General features: G+C 45.1%; 16 protein-coding genes and 2 pseudogenes. 6 read left to right on the top strand and 12 right to left on the bottom strand.

Features of this window, described 5'->3' with window-relative positions; all coding sequences use genetic code 11:
- Positions 1-153: 153 nt before the first annotated feature.
- The 5 genes and pseudogenes from V4C51_RS12270 to V4C51_RS17985 form a co-directional block, all read right to left on the bottom strand.
- Positions 154-558, bottom strand: coding sequence for a hypothetical protein (locus V4C51_RS12270; protein WP_330926462.1), 405 nt, complete (start codon positions 556-558; stop codon positions 154-156).
- Positions 559-1,276: 718 nt separating this feature from the next.
- Entirely contained in the window at positions 1,277-1,669 is a 393-nt protein-coding gene (locus V4C51_RS12265; RefSeq protein WP_330926461.1) for a hypothetical protein, read from the bottom strand.
- 297 nt (positions 1,670-1,966) lie between these two features.
- Positions 1,967-2,143, bottom strand: a pseudogene (locus tag V4C51_RS17990) (C2H2-type zinc finger protein); the annotation flags it as partial.
- Between the two features lie 400 nt (positions 2,144-2,543).
- Positions 2,544-2,873 carry a hypothetical protein gene (locus V4C51_RS12260; RefSeq protein ID WP_330926460.1) on the bottom strand — a complete coding sequence of 110 codons (330 nt, stop codon included), beginning with the start codon at positions 2,871-2,873 and terminating at the stop codon, positions 2,544-2,546.
- A gap of 120 nt (positions 2,874-2,993) precedes the next feature.
- Positions 2,994-3,065: pseudogene (locus V4C51_RS17985) on the bottom strand (C2H2-type zinc finger protein); the annotation flags it as partial.
- Between the two features lie 860 nt (positions 3,066-3,925).
- Here V4C51_RS17985 and V4C51_RS12255 point away from each other — a divergent pair.
- The 5 genes from V4C51_RS12255 to V4C51_RS12235 all read left to right on the top strand — a co-directional run bounded on the left by V4C51_RS12255 (position 3,926) and on the right by V4C51_RS12235 (position 9,671).
- Positions 3,926-5,278 (top strand): Fic family protein, encoded by a 1,353-nt coding sequence (locus tag V4C51_RS12255; protein WP_330926459.1) that lies wholly within the window; start codon positions 3,926-3,928, stop codon positions 5,276-5,278.
- 204 nt (positions 5,279-5,482) lie between these two features.
- Complete coding sequence (gene ubiE, locus V4C51_RS12250; RefSeq protein ID WP_330926458.1) at positions 5,483-6,244, top strand: bifunctional demethylmenaquinone methyltransferase/2-methoxy-6-polyprenyl-1,4-benzoquinol methylase UbiE; 762 nt, start codon at positions 5,483-5,485, stop codon at positions 6,242-6,244.
- Positions 6,244-6,888, top strand: a complete 645-nt coding sequence (locus V4C51_RS12245) for a ubiquinone biosynthesis accessory factor UbiJ (protein WP_330926457.1) — start codon at positions 6,244-6,246, stop codon at positions 6,886-6,888. The genes ubiE and V4C51_RS12245 overlap by 1 nt, the downstream gene beginning before the upstream one ends.
- Positions 6,889-6,901: 13 nt before the next feature.
- Positions 6,902-8,497: a ubiquinone biosynthesis regulatory protein kinase UbiB gene (gene ubiB / locus V4C51_RS12240; protein WP_420797666.1), complete on the top strand. Its 1,596-nt coding sequence runs from the start codon at positions 6,902-6,904 to the stop codon at positions 8,495-8,497.
- A 655-nt stretch (positions 8,498-9,152) separates the two neighbouring features.
- Positions 9,153-9,671 (top strand): hypothetical protein, encoded by a 519-nt coding sequence (locus V4C51_RS12235; RefSeq protein WP_330926455.1) that lies wholly within the window; start codon positions 9,153-9,155, stop codon positions 9,669-9,671.
- 129 nt (positions 9,672-9,800) lie between these two features.
- On the opposite strand, the gene V4C51_RS12230 is transcribed toward V4C51_RS12235, so the two are convergent.
- Complete coding sequence (locus V4C51_RS12230; RefSeq protein ID WP_330926454.1) at positions 9,801-11,159, bottom strand: sodium-dependent transporter; 1,359 nt, start codon at positions 11,157-11,159, stop codon at positions 9,801-9,803.
- Between the two features lie 704 nt (positions 11,160-11,863).
- Positions 11,864-12,208: a hypothetical protein gene (locus tag V4C51_RS12225; protein ID WP_330926453.1), complete on the bottom strand. Its 345-nt coding sequence runs from the start codon at positions 12,206-12,208 to the stop codon at positions 11,864-11,866.
- 721 nt (positions 12,209-12,929) lie between these two features.
- On the opposite strand from V4C51_RS12225, the gene V4C51_RS12220 reads away from it, so the two are divergent.
- Positions 12,930-15,821 carry a hypothetical protein gene (locus V4C51_RS12220; protein WP_330926452.1) on the top strand — a complete coding sequence of 964 codons (2,892 nt, stop codon included), beginning with the start codon at positions 12,930-12,932 and terminating at the stop codon, positions 15,819-15,821.
- 75 nt (positions 15,822-15,896) lie between these two features.
- On the opposite strand, the gene V4C51_RS12215 is transcribed toward V4C51_RS12220, so the two are convergent.
- The 5 genes from V4C51_RS12215 to V4C51_RS12195 all read right to left on the bottom strand — a co-directional run.
- The gene (locus V4C51_RS12215; RefSeq protein WP_330926451.1) at positions 15,897-17,387 is read right to left on the bottom strand and encodes a CoA-acylating methylmalonate-semialdehyde dehydrogenase; all 1,491 of its coding nucleotides are present in this window, start codon (positions 17,385-17,387) and stop codon (positions 15,897-15,899) included.
- Positions 17,388-17,871: 484 nt separating this feature from the next.
- Positions 17,872-18,906, bottom strand: coding sequence for a hypothetical protein (locus tag V4C51_RS12210; RefSeq protein WP_330926450.1), 1,035 nt, complete (start codon positions 18,904-18,906; stop codon positions 17,872-17,874).
- Positions 18,907-19,298: 392 nt separating this feature from the next.
- Positions 19,299-20,324 (bottom strand): C2H2-type zinc finger protein, encoded by a 1,026-nt coding sequence (locus V4C51_RS12205; protein ID WP_330926449.1) that lies wholly within the window; start codon positions 20,322-20,324, stop codon positions 19,299-19,301.
- A 367-nt stretch (positions 20,325-20,691) separates the two neighbouring features.
- Positions 20,692-21,720 carry a glycerophosphodiester phosphodiesterase gene (locus V4C51_RS12200; protein ID WP_330926448.1) on the bottom strand — a complete coding sequence of 343 codons (1,029 nt, stop codon included), beginning with the start codon at positions 21,718-21,720 and terminating at the stop codon, positions 20,692-20,694.
- A gap of 449 nt (positions 21,721-22,169) precedes the next feature.
- Positions 22,170-22,936 (bottom strand): C2H2-type zinc finger protein (locus V4C51_RS12195; RefSeq protein WP_330926447.1); only part of this gene is annotated, 767 nt, incomplete at its 5' end.

The raw sequence follows: 22,936 nt of genomic DNA, 5'->3' as shown, positions 1-22,936 counted from the left end.
CTTTGAATGCCTGCATAACATCAGGAAGCGTGGGAAAGCGGCTCTATCCGGCCTTCTGGAGGTGTTGTTTGGATAACTCCCCGGAATCCATTAAGAGCCTTGAACAAAAATTGAGGCAATTGAGTGAGGGAATTTTCAGCTGCGTAACCTGAGTTAATCAGCTATTTCCGGTATTTCGTCCAAAGGGCAACTCGCGGCGAAATCCACACCATAAAAAACCGATGTTGTTAGATTATTATCATTGGATAAACCCGGCTGATTGCCCGCCAGAGAACCAGCCAATTCCTCTTGGATCATATTGTCAACATCATCAAGACGATGAGCTAATTCTGCTGGGGACAGAGTCGTCCCTGAAGGTTGCTGCAAGCTGGCTATGGGGCTCTGTTGCGAAAGCGCTGTTACAGTTGTTACCCCTACCCCTAGATGCCGATGCTCAGTGATTGTAGTAATACCACTTGAGGTCGCTACGCTGGCTGTAGTTGTAACAAGAGTAGGGCTTATTGCCACTACATGGGCTGTGCTGGTGGCGACGTTTCCATCGGGCAATGGCTGTATCATTGACTGTACGTAGCTGTTATTAGCGCGTCTATTAGCGCATCTTCTAGTTCCCTTATGCCTGTAGAGATTGCCCGCGGTTGTAAATAATGCCCCACAGTCGCTGCATTTGTGATCTCTGGCACCCGAATGGGTTACCGCGTGCCTTTGAAGGACGGCTGGATCGGTAAAACGCTTACCGCAGGAGGTGCATTTGTGTAGTCTAAGTTGGTAATGAACGCTGCTCCTGTGCCGTTCGAGTTGACCCGGTCGTCCAAAATCCTTACTGCAAAAGTCACAGGGGAATCTAGGACCCAAATGGACTGAATAGTGCTGTTGCAAAAGTTGGTAAGTTCCAAAATTCATACTGCAGGTGGGACAGGTGAATTCTGTTTCACCTGAAATATGAACCGACAAATGCGTGACTAGTCGGCCCGGATACTTAAAAACTTTATTACAAATATTACAGGGATAAATACCCGCTTTAGAATTAGGCATGACGTTCACACCTTTTAGCAAAGAACGCGCTTTTGACGAATCACTTTATATTGAAGGGCTTAGGCAGAGGAATGTTTTTAAAGGACACCTGTAAATTTGCTGAAATCAAATACTTTAATGGCTAAATCACCGGCACATACGGTGAATCTTTCTTTCAATCTACTGTGACTTCGCTGGAAGTACTGTCATTGAAAACAAAGCTTCATTGAGGCAACTGAGGGAATTTTCAGCTGCGTAACCTGAGTTAATCAGCTATTTCCGGTATTTCGTCCAAAGGGCAACTCGCGGCGAAATCCACACCATAAAAAACCGATGTTGTTAGATTATTATCATTGGATAAACCCGGCTGATTGCCCGCCAGAGAACCAGCCAATTCCTCTTGGATCATATTGTCAACATCATCAAGACGATGAGCTAATTCTGCTGGGGACAGAGTCGTCCCTGAAGGTTGCTGCAAGCTGGCTATGGGGCTCTGTTGCGAAAACGCTGTCACAGTTGTTACCCCTACCCCAAGATGCTGATGCTCAGTGATTGTAGTAATACCACTTGAGGTCGCTACGCTGGCTGTAGTTGTAACAAGAGTAGGGCTTATTGCCACTACATGGGCTGTGCTGGTGGCGACGTTTCCATCGGGCAATGGCTGTATCGTTGACTGTACGTAGCTATTATTAGCACATTTTCTGGTTTTCTTATGTTTGGCGAGATTGGACGCGGTTGTAGACGATGCCCCACAGTTGCTGCATTTATAATTTCTAGCACCCGAATGGGTTACCGAGTGCCTTTTAAGGCTGGCTGGATCGGTAAAAAGCTTACCGCAGAAGTTGCATTTGTGTGGTCTAAGTTGGTAATGAACGCTGTTCGTGTGCCGTTCGAGTTGACCCGGCCGTCCAAAATCCTTGCTGCAAAAGTCACAGGGGAACCTGGGACTCAAATGGGCTGAATAGTGCTGTTGCAAAAGTTGGTAAGTTTCAAAATGCGTACTGCAGGTGGGACAGATGAATTGTGTGTCACCTGAAATATGCTCCGACAAATGCGTGACTAGTCGGCCCGGATACTTAAAAACTTTATTACAAATATTACAGGGATAAATACCCGCTTTAGGATTAGGCATGACGTTCACACCTTTTAGCAAAGAACGTGCTTCTGACGAATCACTTTATATTGAAGGGCTTGGGCAGAGGAAAAGAACTGTCATCAGAAATAACTAGATAGCCCCCAAAAAAGCTACAGATGAACTATAACAATAGTCTGCAGGGATAACAATAACCTCAGAATTTTTCAAGAGAATTTCTCAAGGACACCCATTGTTTTTAATGTTTTTAAAAAGTTAAAAAATGTTTTTAAAGGACACCCATAAGTTTGCTGAAACCAAATGCTTCAATGGCTAAGTCACCGGCACATACGGTGAATCTTTCTTTCAATCTACGGTGACCTCGCTGGAAGTACTGTCATTGAAAACAACGCTTCATTGAGGCAATTGAGTGAGGGAATTTTCAGCTGCGTAACCTGAGTTAATCAGTTATTTCCGGTATTTCGTCTAAAGGACAACTCGCGGCGAAATCCACACCATAAAAAACCGATGTTGTTAGATTATTATCATTGGGTAGACCCGACTGATTGCCCACCAGAGAACCAGCCAGTTGCTGCAATCTAGCTGTGGCGCTCAGTTGCGAAAACGCTGTCACAGTTGTTACCCCTACCCCTAGATGCTGATGCTCAGTGATTGTAGTAATACCACTTGGGGTCGCTACGCTGGCTGTAGTTGTAACAAGAGTAGGGCTTATTGCCACTACATGGGCTGTGCTGGTGGCGACGTTTCCATCTGGCAGTGGCTGTATCATTGACCGTACGAGGCTATTATTAGCACATTTTTTAGTTTTTTTATGCTGGGTGAGACTGTACGGAGTCGCAAGAAATGCCCCACAGTTGCTGCACTTGTAATCTTTAGCACCCGTATGGACTTTCCAGTGCCTTCGAAGATTGGCTAGCTCGGCAAAACTCTTATTGCAGAGGTCGCATTTGTGTTGTTTCATTTTGAAATGAACGGCGTTCCTGTGCTGTTTGAGTGCACCCTCCCGTCTAAAAGCTTTACTGCAAAAGTCACAGGGGAAACTAGGATCCGAATGGACTAAATAGTGCTGTTGCAAAAGTTGGTAAGTTCTAAAACGCATACTACAGGTGGGACAGATGAATCCTTCAACACCCAAAATATGAACCGACAAGTGCGAGACTAGTTGGGCAGGATATTCAAAAACTTCATGGCAAACATTACAGGGATAAATACCCGCTTTAGGATTAGGCATGACGTTCACACCTTTTAGCAAAGAGCGCGCTTCTGACGAATCACTTTATATTGAAGGGCTTGGGCAGAGGAAAAGAACTGTCATCAGAAATAACTACGAAATAACTAGACCGCCCCCAAAAAGCTACAGAGGGACTATAACAATAGTCTGCAGGGATAGCAATAACCTCAGAGAATGTCTATGACCTCACGATTTCACAAGGCTCCCTTAAGTGCCGCGCAAATGAAGAGGGTGTCGCGAAACTCTTAATGTTCTCCGTCGTCATCCCGTACAGGGATTGTAAGGGATCTATGCCACAAGGATGTGAATCACTAAACCCGCATGATGCGTGCGGTTCGAGTGCCTTCCATAGAGCGTGGTTCCTGTACGTTCCCTGTGCAGGATGACGGTGCGGGGCGTATTTCAGAGTTTCGCGACAGCCTCTCAAAGTAAGGGGTTTCACGCTCGTTCGATGAAGTGGTTCCCACAGCGGTTTAATCGTTGCCAAAATACTCATCCGGATGGTTTTGTCCAAAAATACATTGTAGATAACTTTACAAAAAAAGATGCTAATATTATATATAACGCAGTTTTAATAATCTGAGTTAACCATGTCAAAGCCAAGGATAGAGAGAGCGCCACAGTTTGATTACAGTAAAAAAAGACATTTTGAAGAAATTCAGAAATATTTACATGATTATGGCGTGCTAGACAAAAAAGGCCGCTATCTTCACTGGTCTGAGTTTAAATGGCGGGTAAAACTCAATGACACGGAAACCCAAAAAGCATGGAAAGCGGTAAAATTCCACCGCCTGATGGCGGCCACGGAATTGCCCCTCAGGGATGAAAAAAAGCAGCCGTTTATGTTCTGCAAGCCCGCTAATATAGAGGCAAGGCTTCACCATCTGTCGACTACCGTCGGTGGCAGTGTCGCTACCGTTGCTGGAACGATTGCCTCTGACCGTATCCAGCAGAAATACCTTGTTTCCTCATTACTCATGGAGGAGGCAATTACCAGTGCCCAGATGGAAGGCGCGTCAACCACAAGAGAGATTGCCAAAAAAATGCTTGAGGACGGCAGAACGCCAGTGGATGAAGATGAGCGGATGATTCTCAACAACTACTGCCTCTTAAAACATGCCCAGGCGAATATAGATAAGCCGTTAAGCATTAACATGATACTGGACTTTCATCGTATCGCGATTTCGGGAACCGGCGAAAACAATGTTGTACCAGGTGACTTCAGAACGGGTGACGATATCTATATTGGCGACGGCCAAGGCCATATTGCCCACCAGCCCCCAAAGCATAAGTTGATACCCCAGCGGATGGCACTGCTTTGCGACTTTGCCAACGGTGAGTATAAACAATCCCCAAACGCGCCGTTTATACACCCGGTAATAGTCGCGATCACCCTGCACTTCATGATGGGATATGAGCATCCGTTTCGTGATGGCAACGGCAGAACAGCAAGGGCGCTGTTTTACTGGTATATGCTTAAAGAGGGCTACGATCTGTTCAAATACGTTTCCATAAGCAAGCTGTTAAAAGAGGATTCAAACGGGTATGGCGCATCATTTCTTTATACTGAGACAGACGGCAATGACCTGACGTACTTCATTGATTATCAGCTACAGATAATAGAAAAGGCATTTGCAGAGCTCGGTGACTACCTCAGCAACAAGTCCCGCGAATTTGAAGAGGTCATTGAACTGCTGCAAAGCTCAACGCTCTGTGAAAAACTCAACTTTGTCCAAAAAGATATCCTTAAAAAAGGCAGCAAAGAACCCGGACGCATCTTCACGGCCCGGACAGTATCGGTTGACTACGACGTGTCAGAAAACACCGCCAGATCACACCTGAACAGGCTGGTTTCCCTGAAGCTGTTGATGCAATCAAAAGAAGGCAGAACTACCCTGTATATTGCCCCCTCAGATTTACGTAACAGGTTAAAAAGCAGCTAACCAAAAAATAACCAAAAAATAACCCAAAATAACCCAAAAAGACTGTCCCTGTTCCCACTAACGTATCCTGTGGCGTGTGGGATGGCAGTGTGTGCCCACAAGAGGTTACACCCACCCCTGTTTGGCATTACAATGGCGCCATTGCGCAAGGCAGCATGGCTTTGACCATCGGCGCGGCAAACAGCAAACTGAGGAGTAAAGTCGATGACTCGGACGGATAAAAGCAGTGGGACGACACACTTCGGCTTTAAGCAGGTACCGAAGGGTGAGAAAGAAAGCAGGGTGGCTGGCGTTTTCCATTCTGTCGCCAGTAACTACGATATTATGAATGATCTGATGTCCATGGGCATTCATCGGGTATGGAAACGCTTTACCATTGAAATGTCGGCCGCTCGGCCCGGGCAGCAAATCCTGGATATCGCCGGTGGCACCGGTGACTTAACCAAACAGTTTTCCCGCATTGTCGGTCATACTGGCCGTGTGGTATTGGCGGATATTAATGCATCCATGCTCCATGTGGGCCGCGACCGCCTGGTGGATGAGGGAATCGCTGGTAATGTTGAATATGTCCAGGCAAACGCCGAATGCCTGCCCTTTGACGACAATACCTTTGACTGTGTCACCATCGCCTTCGGTTTGCGCAATGTCACCAATAAAGACGCCGCTTTACAATCCATGCACCGGGTACTTAAGCCCGGTGGCCGCTTGCTGATTCTGGAATTTTCCAAAACCCACAATCCCCTGCTGACTAAAGTCTATGATACTTATTCATTCAAAGTACTGCCGCTCATTGGCAAGCTGGTAGCAAACGATGCGGAAAGTTACCGCTATCTTGCCGAGAGCATTCGTATGCACCCGGATCAGGACACGCTGGAAGTTATGATGGAGGATGCCGGTTTTGTGAACACGGATTATCACAACATGACCGGCGGCATTGTTGCCTTGCACAAAGGTATTAAACCCTGATGAACAGTCCGTTTTCACTGAGTCGCTTATTGAGTGAACCCACAATTAAAATGGCTGTGCTGACTGGCCTTGAAAAGCAGCTGAACAAGGTTCTTCTCCTGGATCCGCTGACATTGAAAAAACTGGGCGAACTCTCTGGCACCGTCGTGGATGTTCAATGCTCTGACCCTGAGTTTCAGTGTTATGTTTTTTTGGATAAAGTCGGCCTTCGTTTAGCCAGCTACCATGAAGGTAGCGTGGATACGGGGCTGCGCGGCTCTTTAGTAACACTCGCTGATACGGTAGCACACCGTGATAATCCATTGGATAAAGTAGTGGGACTGGAAACCTGGGGCAGTGCGGATACTCTCAGCCGCTTAAGTGATATTCATCAGTCTGTTAAATTTGACTGGGAGGGTGCGCTGTGTAAAGTCTTTGGCGATATAGGGGGACATATGCTGTCCCAGGGGTTAAGCTTCGCTTCCGAACAGACGGCCAAAGTTCGTAAAACAGCCGTTGATAACCTGGAGGGCTACCTTCAAGAAGAGATACAGTTGCTCCCCTCTCGCAACGAAGTCGAAGCATTTGCTTCTGATGTAGCTGAACTACAATCTGCTGTGGATGCCCTGGCACAATCCATTAGCCCACTCAAACGATCATCTTGATCTAGGGGTTTGACTGTTGTCCCGTTTGTTAAAAATTATCAGTGCGGTTGCCCGCAACCGGCTTGATGATCTGGTTGATATTGACCGTATTCCTCTGACCTTCCGCTTGATAATCCGCCTGCTGCCCTGGCGTTATGCGGTTGCCAATACGGCACCTCGTGGTGAACGTATTCGTTGTGCCATGGAATCACTCGGGCCTATCTTCATCAAGTTTGGTCAGCTACTGTCTACACGACGGGATTTGTTGCCCGATGATATCAGTAAAGAACTGGCTATTTTGCAAGACAAGGTGCCCCCGTTTCCAACAGAGCATGCCATTGCCATTATCGAGCAAAGCCTGGAAGATAAGGTGGACGTGCTGTTTGAACGGTTTGACCGCGAACCGTTAGCCTCGGCGTCGGTAGCCCAAGTGCATAGCGCGCGTTTACTGTCAGGTGATGAGGTGGTGGTAAAAGTCATCCGCCCGGACATTGAGAAAATCATCCGCAAGGATATTCGCCTGATGTATGCCATGGCAAAACTGTTGGTGCGAATTTCCAAAGAGGCGCGCCGACTGCGGCCTGTTGAAGTCGTGGCCGATTATGAAAAGACCATTCTTGATGAGCTGGACTTACTCAAAGAGTCCGCTAACGCCTCGCAATTACGCCGTAATTTTTCCAGCTGCCAGTTGCTGTACGTCCCCCAGATACACTGGGATTATTGCCGTAAACACGTCATGGTCATGGAGCGGATTCATGGCGTGTCGGTGTCCGACGTAGAAACACTTCGTAAGCGCGGTGTCAATATGAAAACCCTGGCAGAGCGAGGGGTTGAAATTTTCTTCACCCAAGTCTTCCGCGACCGTTTCTTCCACGCTGACATGCATCCAGGTAATGTTTTTATTGATACTGATAATCCCCAACAGCCACGGTATATTGGTGTCGACTTTGGGATTGTTGGTACTCTGGAACCAGAAGATCAGCGCTATCTTGCCAGTAACCTGCTGGCGTTTTTCCGTCGCGATTACCGGAAAGTTGCCCAGCTCCATATTGACTCTGGCTGGGTACCGCGCAATACCAAAGTAAGTGAGCTGGAATCCGCAATGCGCACCGTGTGTGAGCCTATCTTTGAAAAGCCGTTGAAAGACATTTCTTTTGGGCAGTTACTGGTACGATTATTTCAGACAGCACGACGTTTTAAGATGGAAGTTCAGCCACAGCTGGTATTACTTGAAAAAAACCTGCTCAATATTGAGGGGCTTGGTCGGCAACTTTACCCTGACCTGGACTTGTGGAGCACCGCTCAACCTTTTCTTGAGCAGTGGATGAAAGATCAGGTACGCCCGTCATCAGTAGCGAAAGCGTTTAAAGAACATAGCACCGACTGGCTGTTTAATGCGCCCGTGATGGCAAATCAGGCCATGACCAGCTTACGTCAACTGGCTGAACAACAGGAAACCCTGACCCAGTACCAGCTTGAGGCTGAAAAGCGCAACACCCGCACCCGGAGATGGGGAAGCGCTGTCATTTTGCTTGCTGTCGGCGCCCTGTTGTATCCCTCAGCAGTGAAAGACTGGCCTGTCACTGCCATGCTATTAGCAGGCTTTGGTATTTGGCTAATGTCTCACTAGTGCAAACAAGCGTTAATATACATACAACCGTTACTTTGGTCGCTCCTGCGAAGGCGGGAGTCCATTTTCTGGTAGATTCCCGCCTTCGTGGGAATGACCACTTTATGGGTATTAGCGCTTAACAGCACCAGTACTCCGTCCAATAGCGTTTGATACGCGCTGATTTATTACAGCGCTTCTGGCTCAAAGGCTTTATGGATATTGCACGTATCAAATGCTGCCGGACAAGGTACTAGGAGCCTGTCCGGCTTAAGCTTTTGAGCATGAAATTCAGTAGAGCGAGTCAGATTTTTCGATGGATTTGTGCGAATAGTGGACCTATTTAAGCAAATTGATCGGAAATTCTGGCCGCGCTTTCTCGCGCTTTCTTGCGCTTTCTGAATTTTAGGCCGACATGTCTTAAGTCCGACAGGCTCCTGGCTAATGCGCTGAATAGTCAGTGGTGGCTTTTCGACCTGACAGGTCGGCGCAACCAATGGAGGCGCTCTGGTAACTCACGCCACCTTCGGGCACAACAAGGACAATAGACGCTTTTGTAATGACTCAGATCACTTTGTACCAGCGCCAAACTTTTTACACAAAACGCCGAAATAGTGCTCTGGTCGTACCCTTTGATAAACTAAAAATACCTTATCGTGCCAAACGGAGTTGGTGAATGAACCGGCAATCAAAGCAAGGACATACGTCCACTGATATAAACCCCAGTCTTAACTTATTAGCCAAATCTATTGATCCCAGCGGTACAGACTGCCCTCTGCTGCTAGGTGAATTTCCTGAAGTGCCTGAAGGTGCAGGATTATTCGCCGCATCAGAAACAGAGCATTCCGCAGTATCAGTAGAGGAAAGCGGTATGTTGATCAGAGAGGCCGCAGAATCCATTGAAACAGCAACCAATCAGGTGCTAGACGCTTTGCAACTGCGAGATCCAGAGACTTATAAACAGGTTTCCTTTTTTACACTGGATGACTTGATGAATATCAAATCCAACGCAGATGCATCCATGACACCCACTGCAGAGGGTGTAAAGCATTGCCTGGTATCCCGTGTGGCAGTTTTGCGCGGCTATTATGATACATTGGTAAACATTAAGCGCCAGGCAATGGGTAGCCATTATAGAGATGTAATTGAAAGAGATTATATCAACATGCTGATGAAAGCTCGCGGTAAAAAATAAAAACCATGCAATAAATAAAAAGCATGCCGACAGGCATGCTTTTTTATGGACAGGTTTCTGCAAAGGCAATAACGAGCCACGACAGCGGCCCCCACTTTCGTGGACGACGCTGGTATGGTTTTTTTCTCCTTAGAAGACAGTAGTAAACAAAACCACGCCCACGCAAACGGGAACAACCACCCGGATCATTGCTCGCCATAAATTGAACATACCCACGCTCAGCGCTAACTGGTTCATCAGGGTAGAGCGCTTCATTTTCCAACCGGCAAAAACAGCAATCAATACGCCACCTAATGGCATCAAGATACTGTTAGTCAGATAGTCAATAAATTCAAAAAAGTTCTTATCAAAAATGGAAAGCTTAAAGTCACCAGTAAACGAGAACACAGTACCCAAACCTACAAACCATACAGCAATACACAGGAGTGTTGTTGCTACAGGGCGGGTCAGATTGGTGCGCTCACTCATCCAGGAGACTGCAGGCTCCAACAGGGAAATCGCTGAACTGAGCGCTGCAATACCCACCAACACGAAGAAAATAAAGCCAAACAGCTCACCCATTGGCATATTGGCAAAAGCACTGGTCAAGGAAACAAACAGTAAGCCCGGGCCTGCCGTTGGCTCCATACCATTGGCAAACACAATGGGAAATACAATCAGGCCAGATACAATGGCCATAAGGGTATCGAGCACCGCAACATTAATGGCCGTTCTGCCAATGGAATTGGTTGATGGCATGTACGCACCATAAGCCATGAGGGCACACATACCCAAGCTCAGGGTGAAGAAAGCTTGACCAAGAGCAGCACTAATGGCTTCACCGGTAATCTTGCTGAAATCAACACTGAACATAAACTCAACACCGCGGGCAAACTGGCCTGTTTCCAGAATGCTGTATCCGAGCATTACCAACAGCAGGACAAACAACGCAGGCATCATTATCTGAAGTCCTTTTTCCAGGCCTTTATGGATGCCGCGGGCAGTAATGGCTAAAGTCAACACCATAAACAGAGTGTGAAACCCTACCTGACGAGTGGCTGATGCCGTTAATGCAGCAAACTCGCTACCGACTTGCTCAGCATTCATGCCGTTAAAAACACCTGTGATCAGTTCCCACGCGTACGAAAGAGACCAACCCGCAATCACGCTATAAAAAGAAAGAATAAGGAAACCACACAACATACCCATCCAGGCAATATTGTGCCACAATTTAGAAGCACCTAAGTCACTGGACAGTTTTTTCATACTATTAAGCGGACTCAGTCGTGTATGGCGGCCGATCAGCGTTTCAGCCATCAGCAGCGGTACCCCCATCACGAGAATGCAAATCAGATAAACAAATACAAATGCCCCACCACCATACTCACCAGCAATATAAGGAAATTTCCAGATATTACCTAAGCCAATAGCAGAGCCTGCTGCCGCAAGCATAAATGTCCAGCGGTTACTCCATGTTTTACTGGTCGCTGCCGGGTTCTTTCCAGACATAGGTTTCCTCAGTGTAAGGCGGAATTATTAGCGTTAAGCCAACGTTATTATCATTTGTAGCTTTCAGGTTATCTTTTCGATAGAATCTTAAAGCTACGCTTGAAAAATCACGATTCATTTTTTTTGTTATTGTATCGATTTATTGCATGACATCAATAGCTTTTATCGCTTAATTGATAATAAAAAGGTAATTTCCCTTTTCAGGAAAAAATTACCCCTAATCTTCACTGCCGCAATGATTGTCTGAGCCTGCAAGTTGACTTGTTTCCCTGATGAGCTTCATCTGATCATGCCTCTGTGTCGTCCACCCAACAATATGCCAACATGCCAAGGGCAAACGACCTAAAACATGATCAGGCTCCTATCTATGCGACAAATACCTATTTTTCAGACAAAAACCTCTTCACGACAACCTGTCATTTTGACCTGCTTCATTACTGATAATGTTGACGCGTAAGTCCAGTCCAGACCAAAGTCTCAAGTATTGCTAATAAGATGGTTCCACCATTAAGAAAAATGTTGTGCCCTGCAAATGATCAGGACCAGTAAAGCAGCAATATAGATCATAGTTGTTTAATACCGCCATCTGTTTATTTGCTAAAAGAAGGAGCTGTTGGCTCTGTTGTAAAATAAGTACATGACCATTTGCTTTTCAAGTTGGTCTACAGGCCTTGCAAGGCCTGCCAGCAAGAAAATATATGTTTTCATTTGGTCATATACTTAGTTTCTTTAGTTTTTGGATTATAATCTCCTGTATTTACACTATTGTCGTCTCCTGTTTCTATATGGCTGTATCTGAATACACTGGCTAATGGCCAGATACGCTTATGATATGAAATATTGAATCCAGCTTCCACATTAGTGCGTGTTGTATGGCGAATAACAAAATTAATTTTACCTGCCAAACAATTTGGGATAACTATCTCTTTGGCAGATGGCTCTGTATCAGGATTGGCTGTACATTGTTTAAAATAGTTAATTAACTTTACATTAAACCTACTGTTGTCTATTAATGGGTGAGCTAAAAACTTAGGTTTATACTCTATCATTTAATATAAGCATATAAAATACTTACAAATAAACGACTAATATTTTATAAATAAACGACTAAAAAATAATAAATAATGATGAAAAGCCCTCCTGTGTAAGAAGAAGGGGAAGCATAACAGGGGGCATTGCAAACTAAATCAGGTTTTCAGATGAAACTTTAGTACTTTATAATCTTTTGTGAAAAGCAAACCCAATGGGAAAGCTGTCTGTTTTTCGATTTTATGAGGCAAATAGTGGTGCTATGTAGCTAATAAAAGCACAACAAAAAGACAGGATTTATCAACAATTGCAGCCCATAAAAGATCTCAAACAGCTTCTAAGGAGCCTGTCGGACTTATGCTTTCGAGCATAAAATTCAGTAGGGCGAGTCAGAATTTTCGATCAATTTGTGCGAATAGTTGACCTGTTTAAGCAAATTGATCGGACATTCTGGCCGCACTTTCTCGCACTTTCTCGCACTTTCTCGTACTTTCTGGATTTTAGGCCGAAATTGTCTTAAGTCCGATAGGCTCCTAAGGTTTAGCCACCAGAGTATCGCTATAAATGACACTTTCGACCATTAATCTTTTTACCGCCATCATAACCGCAACCAGGACAGGAAATAGCCATTGACTTGACGCCCTGACGATTAATAAGCCACCTGCTGTAACCACTACCTTTATGCGACTTTTGGCCGACAAATACTACCACAAAGGGAAATCCAGGAGGTGCCGGTTCACTATGCGGCTATCATCTGCGCGGCACTCCACATCCAGCCTGCCCGGGAATGAAGAAAAGAAAGCGAAAACGCCTGTAGGACGGGAGTCTGCATCTTCAACCCAAAAGCAGCTTGCCAAGGCTGAAATGCCTGCGCTGATGGATGTCAGGAAGTCGATGCGCAAACGTATCAAAGACGGGTTAATCAGCACCGTTAAAACCACTGCCCAGTGGTTAACACCCCTGGCAAAACCACAGTCAACCTTTCAGCCGGCATTTGGCACAACACTGGCTGAGGAATACGCCATTTTCAAGCAACAGCTGTCTCCCTTTCGGGGTCTGCCCAAAGATCAGCAGGAAAAGGCTGCCCTGCTTTTGATAAGAGACAGGTTTAGAGTATTAGTCAGTCATGCCCAGCAACATAAAGGCGTTAGTCCGGCAGATTGTATTACCATGTGCGAAAGGTGGGCAGCAATTGCGCGCGCAGAAGAGTTGCTGCCAAAAACGTCAGTGTTACGTGTTCTCCAACCTAAGGGGCAAAGCGCAAAACAAAAAGAGATTCTTCTGCATTATTCATTGGGGGACGGCAGCGCACATCCAATCATTATCGACAGATTGTCTGATAAAGGTGAATTGTCTGAAAAGCCCTGTGAGCAGGCACAGCACTTATTCAGGGATTTTCCCGCCCTGATTCAAACACAGGAAAACTGGATCAGACAACATGGTTATCCGGGTCTACCAGATGACTTTGATAATACTGAAGGCTATCAGCACTACATACAGTTAATAGAAGCTCAGCGACTTCTCGGGACTGTACAACAGGGCCGTATTATTAGTGCTGATGATTTGCTGCTGACACCGCAACAGCGACATATTCTTCTCGGTGTTTACTCCAACCATTATGGGCGAAACTTCACCGAGAAGGACCTTGGGCTTGATGTTAGAAAATCTTCTGGGGAAAAAGCCAGGCAAGATGATCTTGCGGCCATGGGCATCAACTTGGGTACAGACGATAAAGCAGTGAACCTGTCGTCGCAAATTTTTGACAACGCCCTTGATCTTGCTCTGCCTTTCGTGGCGGAACAGATCAAGCTGATGAAAATAAAGCAACGCCGCAAGGTGGTTGTAAGCGCCTATAAAATCAGCCAACACAGAGAACGGGAGCTGCTGAAAAATCTTAAGTCTCCCGCTGTGGGACAGTACCAGTTTTATACTGATGATGAAGCCCCGGATGTGAGTGCTGATGTTAAACGACTGGTTGAGTTTCAGGCACTTCTGATGAAGCAGGGCCGTCACATGTCAGAAGAAGAAAGCGCTTTGTTTATCGATGATTTATGCCGGGTACTGACTATTGACAGAAACCAGCCAGATTTCAACATAAGCGAGCTGGGTATTGATCGACAAAAAGTCAACGGACTGCGTAAGGAAAATAAGTCTTCAGAGGTAAAGCTGAAAATAAACCTGGATAAATTATGGCGTTTTGCGCGTGAAAAAGAAGGAATGCTTCCAGACTTATTCGCTCTATCCCCTTGTACCCAACCCATGGATCAATCCCATTTTCAGCAGTTTGCAACGGTATGCTTTCTGGCAAAAGACCGTCAATCAAAAGACGGTAGCAGCATAAATCCTGTGGTTGACCTGTTAAAAATGAATGATTGTTTTGTCAACGTTGATTCTCTTAAGGACTTGGTTAGCGCTGTATTAAGTCTTTACCCTGTCAGTGGCAATGAAAGTGCCGCCCAGTCATTTTTATCAGAAATGGACAGGCAGGAGCTAATCAATTATGTAAATAATCTTGAAGGTGAAGATGCAGAAAGTATTTTTCAAGACAAAAAGCAACTTAAACAACTCAATAGCCTGCTCAAGAAGATAGGCGTTCACATAGATTATAAAACCGATAAACAGCCAGATGATCTTGATAAAACCAGGGCTGTTTATCACAGGGTTTCTATTGATACAGAAAAAACCTACCAATTACTCAAAAAAATGGGGCAATTGCCATACTCTGGTCAGTTAGATGCCTTATTACGTTCCCACAAAAAAGATATTAAGGCATTGTATTCCCTCAGGGAGTACGATCAATGGAAAATCAATCACCATAAAGCAGTCAACAGCTTGATGTGGGGGGCATTATCCTTTGAGGTAGTGCCTTTACCCGTTCCTGTTAGCGATATATTAGAAACTGTGGCTTATAAAAAAGAAGTCAAGTACAGAAAAAAAGGGGTGGGACGCATGAGGGTCAGGGTAGTGAGGGCAATAAGCGCTCTCCCTTTCGCAAGCAGTGAAGCAATGAATAATAAGCCAGAGAAGAAAAGAACCCGCAAAGGACTATCCCGGATACTATCGACAGTCACCTCTTTCTTTTCCCGATTGTTTATCAAGGAAGAGCGGCGTGTTGAAAAACAGCGGCAGCATTTTATCCATGATGGGTGGGAACCCGAGGAAGTGTCTACGTTGGTTCACTTGCTTAAGAGTGCCCGAAAAGTAAAAGAAAACCATACGAACATTAAAAAAAATAAAGCAAGGGCAGATGCTGCCAACGCCGCTACTTCAGCCGTGTTGAGCCCTGTTGATGCCATAATGCCTTTAAGGGTAGGGGCTAAATACAGTTGGTCAATCGCCAGTTCAGCCAGTGCATTTATTGCGAGAGAAAAAGTTGATAAAAAGCTGAAACAGGAAAAACAATACGCAACGGTCATTGATATTTATAAGTTTTATAAACAGCTTTACCGCAAGGCATTATCAGACAACAACACGGCCAAAATGAATCAGATTGAACAGTTAGCGAAAGCCACCTTTGGCTTGCCTGTGGAAGGCTTTCAGGCCCTTGTTAAGACTGACCTTATTGAAGATCATCGATTTAAGCTCAGCTTTTCCCGGCCAGAAGATATGGCCTATAAAGGCAGGTTGGCATGATAACCGCCTGAACTCGTAAGACTCTGGACGGTTATCGTTTAACCTGAATTCAGCCTTGTTCGGCGTTGAAAAGCGTCACTTCATTGTAGGGATGACAAACTCGGTATCATGACGAATACCCGTTGGCCAGCGGGCAGTTATCGCCTTTCTGCGAGTATAGAAGCGAACACCATCTTGACCGTGCATATGTAAAGGGCCAAAAAGAGAGCGCTTCCAGCCACCAAAACTGTGAAAAGCCATGGGTACCGGAATGGGCACATTAATACCCACCATGCCTATCTGGATTTCTCGCGCAAATTGTCTGGCACTGTCACCGTCACGGGTAAAAATAGCCGTACCATTACCGTACTCATGCTCGTCAATAATTTTGACCGCGCTGCGGTAATCGGGCACACGGACAATACAGAGCACCGGGCCAAAAATTTCTTCCCGATAGATGCTCATATCGGTGGTGACATTATCGAACAGGGAACCGCCCAGAAAATAGCCTTCACCCTCTGGTTGTCCGCCTTTGCGGCCATCAACCAGTAACGAGGCACCCTGAGAAATACCGGCGTCAATATAGTCTTTAACTTTACGGCGATGTGCCTGAGTAATCAGCGGCCCCATTTCAACGCCAGAGTCCATCCCATTACCAATATGAAGCGCCCTGACCCTTGGGGTGAGTTTTTCCACCAGTTTATCGGCAATATCCCCAACGGCAACGGCCACTGAAATAGCCATACAGCGCTCACCCGCCGAGCCATAAGCAGCGCCCACCAGGGCATTAACTGCCTGGTCTAAATCTGCATCGGGCATGATCACCATATGGTTTTTGGCACCACCGAGGGCTTGTACGCGCTTGCCTGCGTTGGATGCGTTTTGGTAAATGTATTGGGCAATGGGGGTTGAGCCGACAAAACTCACCGCCTCAATATCAGGGTGCTGCAACAGTGTATCCACCGCTTCTTTATCGCCATTGACCACATTGAGCACACCGTCGGGCAAGCCCGCTTCCTGCAACAATTCGGCAAGACGCAGGGGGGCGGAAGGGTCTTTTTCTGAGGGTTTAAGGACAAAGGTATTGCCGCAGGCAATGGCCAACGGAAACATCCACATGGGTACCATGGCAGGGAAATTAAAGGGAGTGATACCACTGACAACCCCAAGGGGCTGATTCACAGACCAGGCATCCACGTTAGTGCCCACGCACTCGGTGTGCTCGCCTTTGAGTAAATGGGGAATACCACAGGCAAACTCTACCACTTCCAGCGCGCGGGTAATTTCCCCTTGCGCATCACTGAGTACCTTACCGTGCTCTTTGGTAATGAGTTGTGCGAGCTCGTCCCGGTGTTGCTCAACCAACGTTTTAAAAGCAAAAAGGATACGTGACCGGTTCAGGGGTGTCACCGCTCTCCAGGCGGGAAAAGCCTGTTTGGCCGCTGCGATGGCTTGTTCAGCGTCTGTTTTACTGGCTAAAGAGACGCTGGCCGTTTGTTGGCCGGTGGCCGGATTGAAAACAGCACTCTGGCGCTCACTGGGCGGTGTTTTTTTGCCCGCTATAAAGTGTGTTAACTGCGCTACCATTGTCATCACCTTTTTCACAGCATGTTATCTGTTGTTGTCCCTTAAAATATGCTGCTTTTCATCCTCTGGCAACCTGCTTGATTGAATGCACTGTTGAGGGTGATGTGATAAAACCCGATAGCGCCGCGACTTTTGGGCGACAGGGGTGTTTTTCAGCCCGGATATTTCACAACTATCCTGCTCTTAGACCGGCTCTTGGAAAGTGTTGTTCTGTGAATCCTGCACACCATCGGGCAATCCATGGCAACATTTCTCAGAGCCACAATATTCCTGGTAATTTTCACGGCGGTTGATGAAATGTCCCGGCTAGTACATGGTTTCAATGAGTTTGACGGGTTGTCGTTATCATAAGTCTCTGCGCTCCGTTCGCCCTGAGCTTGTCGAAGGGCGTAAACTCCGGCCCATGATAGATCGTGCCAAACACCCTTCGATTCCGCTCAGGATGAACGGAGATGGTACACGTCAATCTCATTGAATTGATGTACTAGAACACAGGTTGCGGGGTTGGTGCAAAATAGTCGCCCCAGTACACATTGAGAAACTGATCCATCCTTTCTGATTGATACAGTGCTTGTTGTAATTTTGCGGACAATTTTATTTTTGCACCTATCAATGCCCGTTTGCGTAAACTGTCTGTAGAAAAAACTTTTGGGCCACAATGGGCTACAGCACCGGAAACCACACACAGGGTATTTTTCCTGGCACTGAACCCCTGTCCTTTTTTGATCAAAGTACAATATGGGCAATCCTCATCCTCACAATGCGCACCATCCTGACACCCTATATCCTTTAAATTGCTTTCAAGCTGATCTGAAATAAAGGGAAATATTGTGGTAGGGTGATCTGTCGCCAAAAAAACCTGGCCCAAGAAACTATCTCTGCCAACACCGTCTGTATGAATTAAACCCAGGGCAAGACCTCCGATTGGTCCAAAGATTTCTAACTGAATTAATTCATCGGGAATCGCTTCCCGAGGGAGACACTGTTTCGCAATGCTTTTCACCTGCTCAAAAGCATTTGAGTAAAATTTTGTTGTGATAATCTCTTTTAAAAAACCCTCAATAACTGGTCTTAAAACGGTTTCACTTATTGCCCTTCCCTTTTCATCTTTCAGACCAATATTAATATCAACCTTTTTAAATTCTTTTTGTGACAGGTTATATATGCTTCGGCTGACACCCATTCTGGTACACCAGGATGAATCACTGAATGATTGATTTTTTGCGAATTCAGAAAATAGCGCTTCAAAGTCTTCATGCAAGGGTTTTGTCTCAATCTCTCTTATTTTTTTGTCATCTTGATCAGTAAAAGTACAATATAGCCATTCATTCTGTTTGCCTGAAAGATCACTTAAATCCACAGTGCTAATAGATGGCAGGTTAGATGATATAGCTTGAGAATCGATAGCTTGCCCGGTAATTTTGATCGTCTTAACAGAAGGATCGGATAATGCCCACTCTGTAAAGAAACATAAAAAACTACACAGTACTATAATCATTGTATTGTTGATTTGTTTCACTTGTTTCACTCCACATTTTCTATACATAGCTTTGCTCGAATAGGTAGAGTAGTCATTTTTTCTCATTATGCCATCAATTTTTATCAGGTTTTTTATACAAAAGTATTTATCAGAGACAAAAAACGTTACCAGGGCTTACAAATAATACCCAACGATGAAAAGAGTATGGAATGTTTGTGTAACGTCACGCAATAAGAACCCCTGCAAATACGCTATTTTTCGGCTATTGGTCTGCAAAACCCTTCCATGCCAGCAGTATTCATTCAGTTGTTTGTTATAACAACAGGAGTGACATTCCGATTATTCTCGTGGACAGGCGCGTTTCTTTTGGTGTTTTCTCATATTACCGATTTGAGTGGACGACTTATTACACCACGAGTGAGTAGGGTGTATCACATCCCCTGATGGACACTGTCCCGGTGTCTTTTCAGCTCACTAGCCGTTCTGAATGACTGAAAACACCCTGGTAAAATGCAGATATTATGGGCGCGTTGTTGGTGCCTTCTCATGCTTGCGGTCGTAGTGAATAAATCATTACACCCACGTTCAGGGCAGGCATATTTTATCTGCTCAGAGGGCTGGTGGATGACGTTTTTTTGGTGATTTTTCAGATAATCTTCTGTAGTGAATGACTTATTACACTTATCGCAAGTATGTTTTATCCCCCAATGGATGTTTTTTATGTGTCTTTCCAGGTGAGCAAGCTGAGTAAATTGCTTTTTACACCCAGGCTCAGTGCAGGAATATCGACGACCCTTATGGGCTCTTCTTTGGTGTGCCTTCATATTACTTTGCGTAGTGAATGACTTTTTGCACTGGTCGCACGTATGGCGCTTTTTTTTACCGGGTTCAGGACTTTTTCTTTTTCTACTTTTTCTACATTGGACGTTGTGTTCATTATAGGCATCTAAGGATAGAAAAGTTGTGTTGCAATGGTCACATAAACAAAAAACGTTCGAGTGACTGCTCTTTTCTTGTTGCGACTCCTGTTGCGACAGCTTTTCATCAGGTGAAGGCTCTCTTTCATCGTCATTATTAAACGTTGACGAAACCACCTCACATTGAAAATGGCCTTTTTCATCTTCTGTCAGTACACTTGCCCCGTGGCAACCCGTGAGGCCACTATTGAGGACAGCCCCAACAGCTCTGCCCGTTCCCAGTTCACTATCGAGCACACAGTAAGTTGATGTTTCTCCATTATCAATGCCAACAATTGAATAGGTTGTATTTATTTCCAGTTGATTAACAAGCCAGTTTTTAAACTCTTCTAAATCTACCCTTTCAACTCTCCCTTGTAGCTTGCAATACAAGTAACCTCCACTGATTTTGCAATCAGTAAAACTTATTTTATCTTCACAACCTTCACCAGCAACAGCTATTTGACAAACCAAAAACAGTAATAAAAGAAATTTACTCAAGTATAATCAGGGTCGCTTATTAATAAAAAATAGCCTGTCCACTAAGGTACCCTGTCTCCTCTTCTGAAAAATGTACTTTAGTTTTACGATTGCCATCAACATTTAAGCGTTGATTTCAAACCGACCAACTATGCTGACTAGGAGCCTCCCACTAAAAACACAATTCTGCCTTGTGACCTTTCGATGCGCACAACATCAAAAAGGGACTCACCCGCAGCCAGACATAATGAGTTAAACCGCCTTTGAATCCAGAAATCAACATTATAGTCGCTTTAAAAAGATTTGCTTTAGTTGCCAGTGCTGATTGTGCAATATGCCCCCATGATCTTGACGCATAGCAGAAACAAGCGACTTTTTTGATAATTTTTTAATTATTTTTAGAATACGGCAGATCCGGGTAGGCAGGGGGTAAATCGAGTCCTTTTGCTGCTTCCAAACCTCTGAGAATATCAGGTCTATCCGTTATAATACCATCAACTCGCCAATCAATTAATTTGTTGGCAACTTTATAGTTAAAGTCTGTGCCTTCATTTTCAGTCCATGCCCATGTTACCACTTTGACGCCTAATTTATGCGCTTCATCCAGGTCTTTTTTTGTTAAGTCTGTTTCAAAAGGCTCCCAAAATGTCCCGCCTAATGTTTTGACCATCAGAGGGTAATTATAGTTATAGTCTTTAGGGTCAAGGGGGGCTGTCCATTTCTGGTAGTCACTCATCTGCTCTGCCTGCTGGGCATTCATTGGTTCTGTTGTATGGTCAGTTAGATAGGCTGTTTTAATGTCAGGGTTTAATTTTTGTAAATATACCAGGGCTTGCCATTCACAAGATTGGACTTCGACATTATCAGTCACCCCGGTTCTGACTAACAGCTTATTTAACGCTTCAGCCATTTCTTGTGCTGTCCAGCTTTCTTCGGGTTTATATGGATTAGTCTTTATTTCTATTTGCAGGCGAATTCTTTTGCCAGCACTTGCTTTAACATAGTGAATAACCTCCTCTAGTGTTGGTATATGAACATTATCCATACCAACATGATTAGGGTACATCTTTGCGGTTGCAGAGCCTGGTTTCAGATGACCCACGGTATATTTTTTTATTTGTGCTAAAGTCAGGTCTTTTATTGCGGTTTTTTCTGTTATCCAGTTGCCGTCTTCATCTTTTGTCATATCTGGGTTTAATGTTAAATCATGTCGTATAACCAGAATTTTATCTTTCGTCATATTTATATCCATATCAATAACATCTACACCAATACGCATAGCCGCAGTGTAAGCAGGTAGCGTATTTTCTGGCGAAATAGATCTAAAACCTCTATGGGCATAAATATTTATAACATCTGCGGCAGCGTTACTGATACTACATACAATAAAAACAGTTGCGGTCATTATTTTTAGCATTTAAAAGGCGCTCTTATAAAAGGTGCTCTTAATGGGTTCTGGGGAATCGGTGCGCATTCGGTTGTCACGATGAGGTCATCATTGCCCTGTTGCACGCTGATAGTCAGCTTTAAAGCTATTACGCTATTGCCCTGATTACACTATAGCCTGAGCTTCCGAGGTGTGAAGCGATACCTTTGTGATTCGAAAAAACCAGTATAAAAAACGGAAATAGCCCACGACTGGAAGTATTTCTATTTCCTCGCAGTCTATTTGTATCCAAAGGATGCTCCCTCCCGTCTTGTTGACCTGGATGCGACAAAACCGCACCGGGACTCTCCAGGGGGGATTTTCAATCAGCCAGTTTAAGCGCCTGCTCCGTGAATGCTTTTGTGGTGGTTATTATTCATCAGTCGTCTATTTATCGCGCTTATTTATCACGCTGAGGTGTCCAGAAGAGGTGCCTCAGATTAATCCGATATGCCAGGTATGCCAGGTATGTAAGGCTTGTCGGGAAAGTTATTTTCCGGGTCAAAACCTATGCCATCTGTGCCTGTATGGCCTGTATAAAAAATAGATGTTGTCGAACTATCATTATTTTCTTCATCGAACTGCGGCCACATAGGGTCAACCTCAGGGTCTTTAAGTCCCGGGTTGACATTCGTAGCAGCAGTGGCTGATTGTTCTCGCTTAACCGTTGTAACGATTGCCCCCGGATGCTGCTGCATAGTGACGGTGGTACTGGTCGTTGGGGTTGTTATGCAAGATACCTTGGTAGCAAAATTAGAACCCATTGTCAGTGTATGGGTTGTTCGGATGGCGACCCTTCCATCGGATAGCGGCTCTGTGCCTGACTCTACGGAGCTGGAATTATCAGGTAAACAGTTGTTCGCTTTCATGTGGTTGTTGAAATATTTCTTATACCAAAAATCTTCCCCACAGGTGGGACATTGGTAAGGTTTAATACCGTGACGGAATTTCTGGTGCGAGGTGAAATGGTCTAACCGTATAAATTTTCTCTTACAGAAGGGGCAGCTGAAAGAAGGTTCAACACCGCCATGTGTTAGCAAGTGCCTTTGATAGTTATCAAGTCGTTTAATGACTTTATTGCAGATATCGCAGGTATATTCTTTAGACTCAGCAGACGCTTTAGGCACGAAATTACCATTTTTAGCAGTAAGTGTGTTTCTAGGAGGCTGTCCGAGAATAGACTGCCCTACTGCGGTGGCAGCAAATT

Source organism: Candidatus Sororendozoicomonas aggregata (assembly GCF_031528575.1).
Taxonomy (GTDB): domain Bacteria; phylum Pseudomonadota; class Gammaproteobacteria; order Pseudomonadales; family Endozoicomonadaceae; genus Endonucleibacter; species Endonucleibacter aggregata.
Note: the sequence above shows the minus strand (reverse complement) of the source record. Positions and strands in the feature narration are given on the sequence as shown.

What these genes read in the sequence shown, in the direction of transcription:
- V4C51_RS12225 (WP_330926453.1), bottom strand. Translation starts at nt 12,208, where the DNA reads ATGATAGAGTATAAACCTAAGTTTTTAGCTCACCCATTAATAGACAAC.
- V4C51_RS12215 (WP_330926451.1), bottom strand. Translation starts at nt 17,387, where the DNA reads ATGGTAGCGCAGTTAACACACTTTATAGCGGGCAAAAAAACACCGCCC.
- V4C51_RS12220 (WP_330926452.1), top strand. Translation starts at nt 12,930, where the DNA reads ATGCGGCTATCATCTGCGCGGCACTCCACATCCAGCCTGCCCGGGAAT.
- V4C51_RS12200 (WP_330926448.1), bottom strand. Translation starts at nt 21,720, where the DNA reads ATGCTAAAAATAATGACCGCAACTGTTTTTATTGTATGTAGTATCAGT.
- V4C51_RS12235 (WP_330926455.1), top strand. Translation starts at nt 9,153, where the DNA reads ATGAACCGGCAATCAAAGCAAGGACATACGTCCACTGATATAAACCCC.
- ubiE (WP_330926458.1), top strand. Translation starts at nt 5,483, where the DNA reads ATGACTCGGACGGATAAAAGCAGTGGGACGACACACTTCGGCTTTAAG.
- V4C51_RS12255 (WP_330926459.1), top strand. Translation starts at nt 3,926, where the DNA reads ATGTCAAAGCCAAGGATAGAGAGAGCGCCACAGTTTGATTACAGTAAA.
- V4C51_RS12270 (WP_330926462.1), bottom strand. Translation starts at nt 558, where the DNA reads ATGATACAGCCATTGCCCGATGGAAACGTCGCCACCAGCACAGCCCAT.
- V4C51_RS12260 (WP_330926460.1), bottom strand. Translation starts at nt 2,873, where the DNA reads ATGATACAGCCACTGCCAGATGGAAACGTCGCCACCAGCACAGCCCAT.
- V4C51_RS12245 (WP_330926457.1), top strand. Translation starts at nt 6,244, where the DNA reads ATGAACAGTCCGTTTTCACTGAGTCGCTTATTGAGTGAACCCACAATT.
- V4C51_RS12230 (WP_330926454.1), bottom strand. Translation starts at nt 11,159, where the DNA reads ATGTCTGGAAAGAACCCGGCAGCGACCAGTAAAACATGGAGTAACCGC.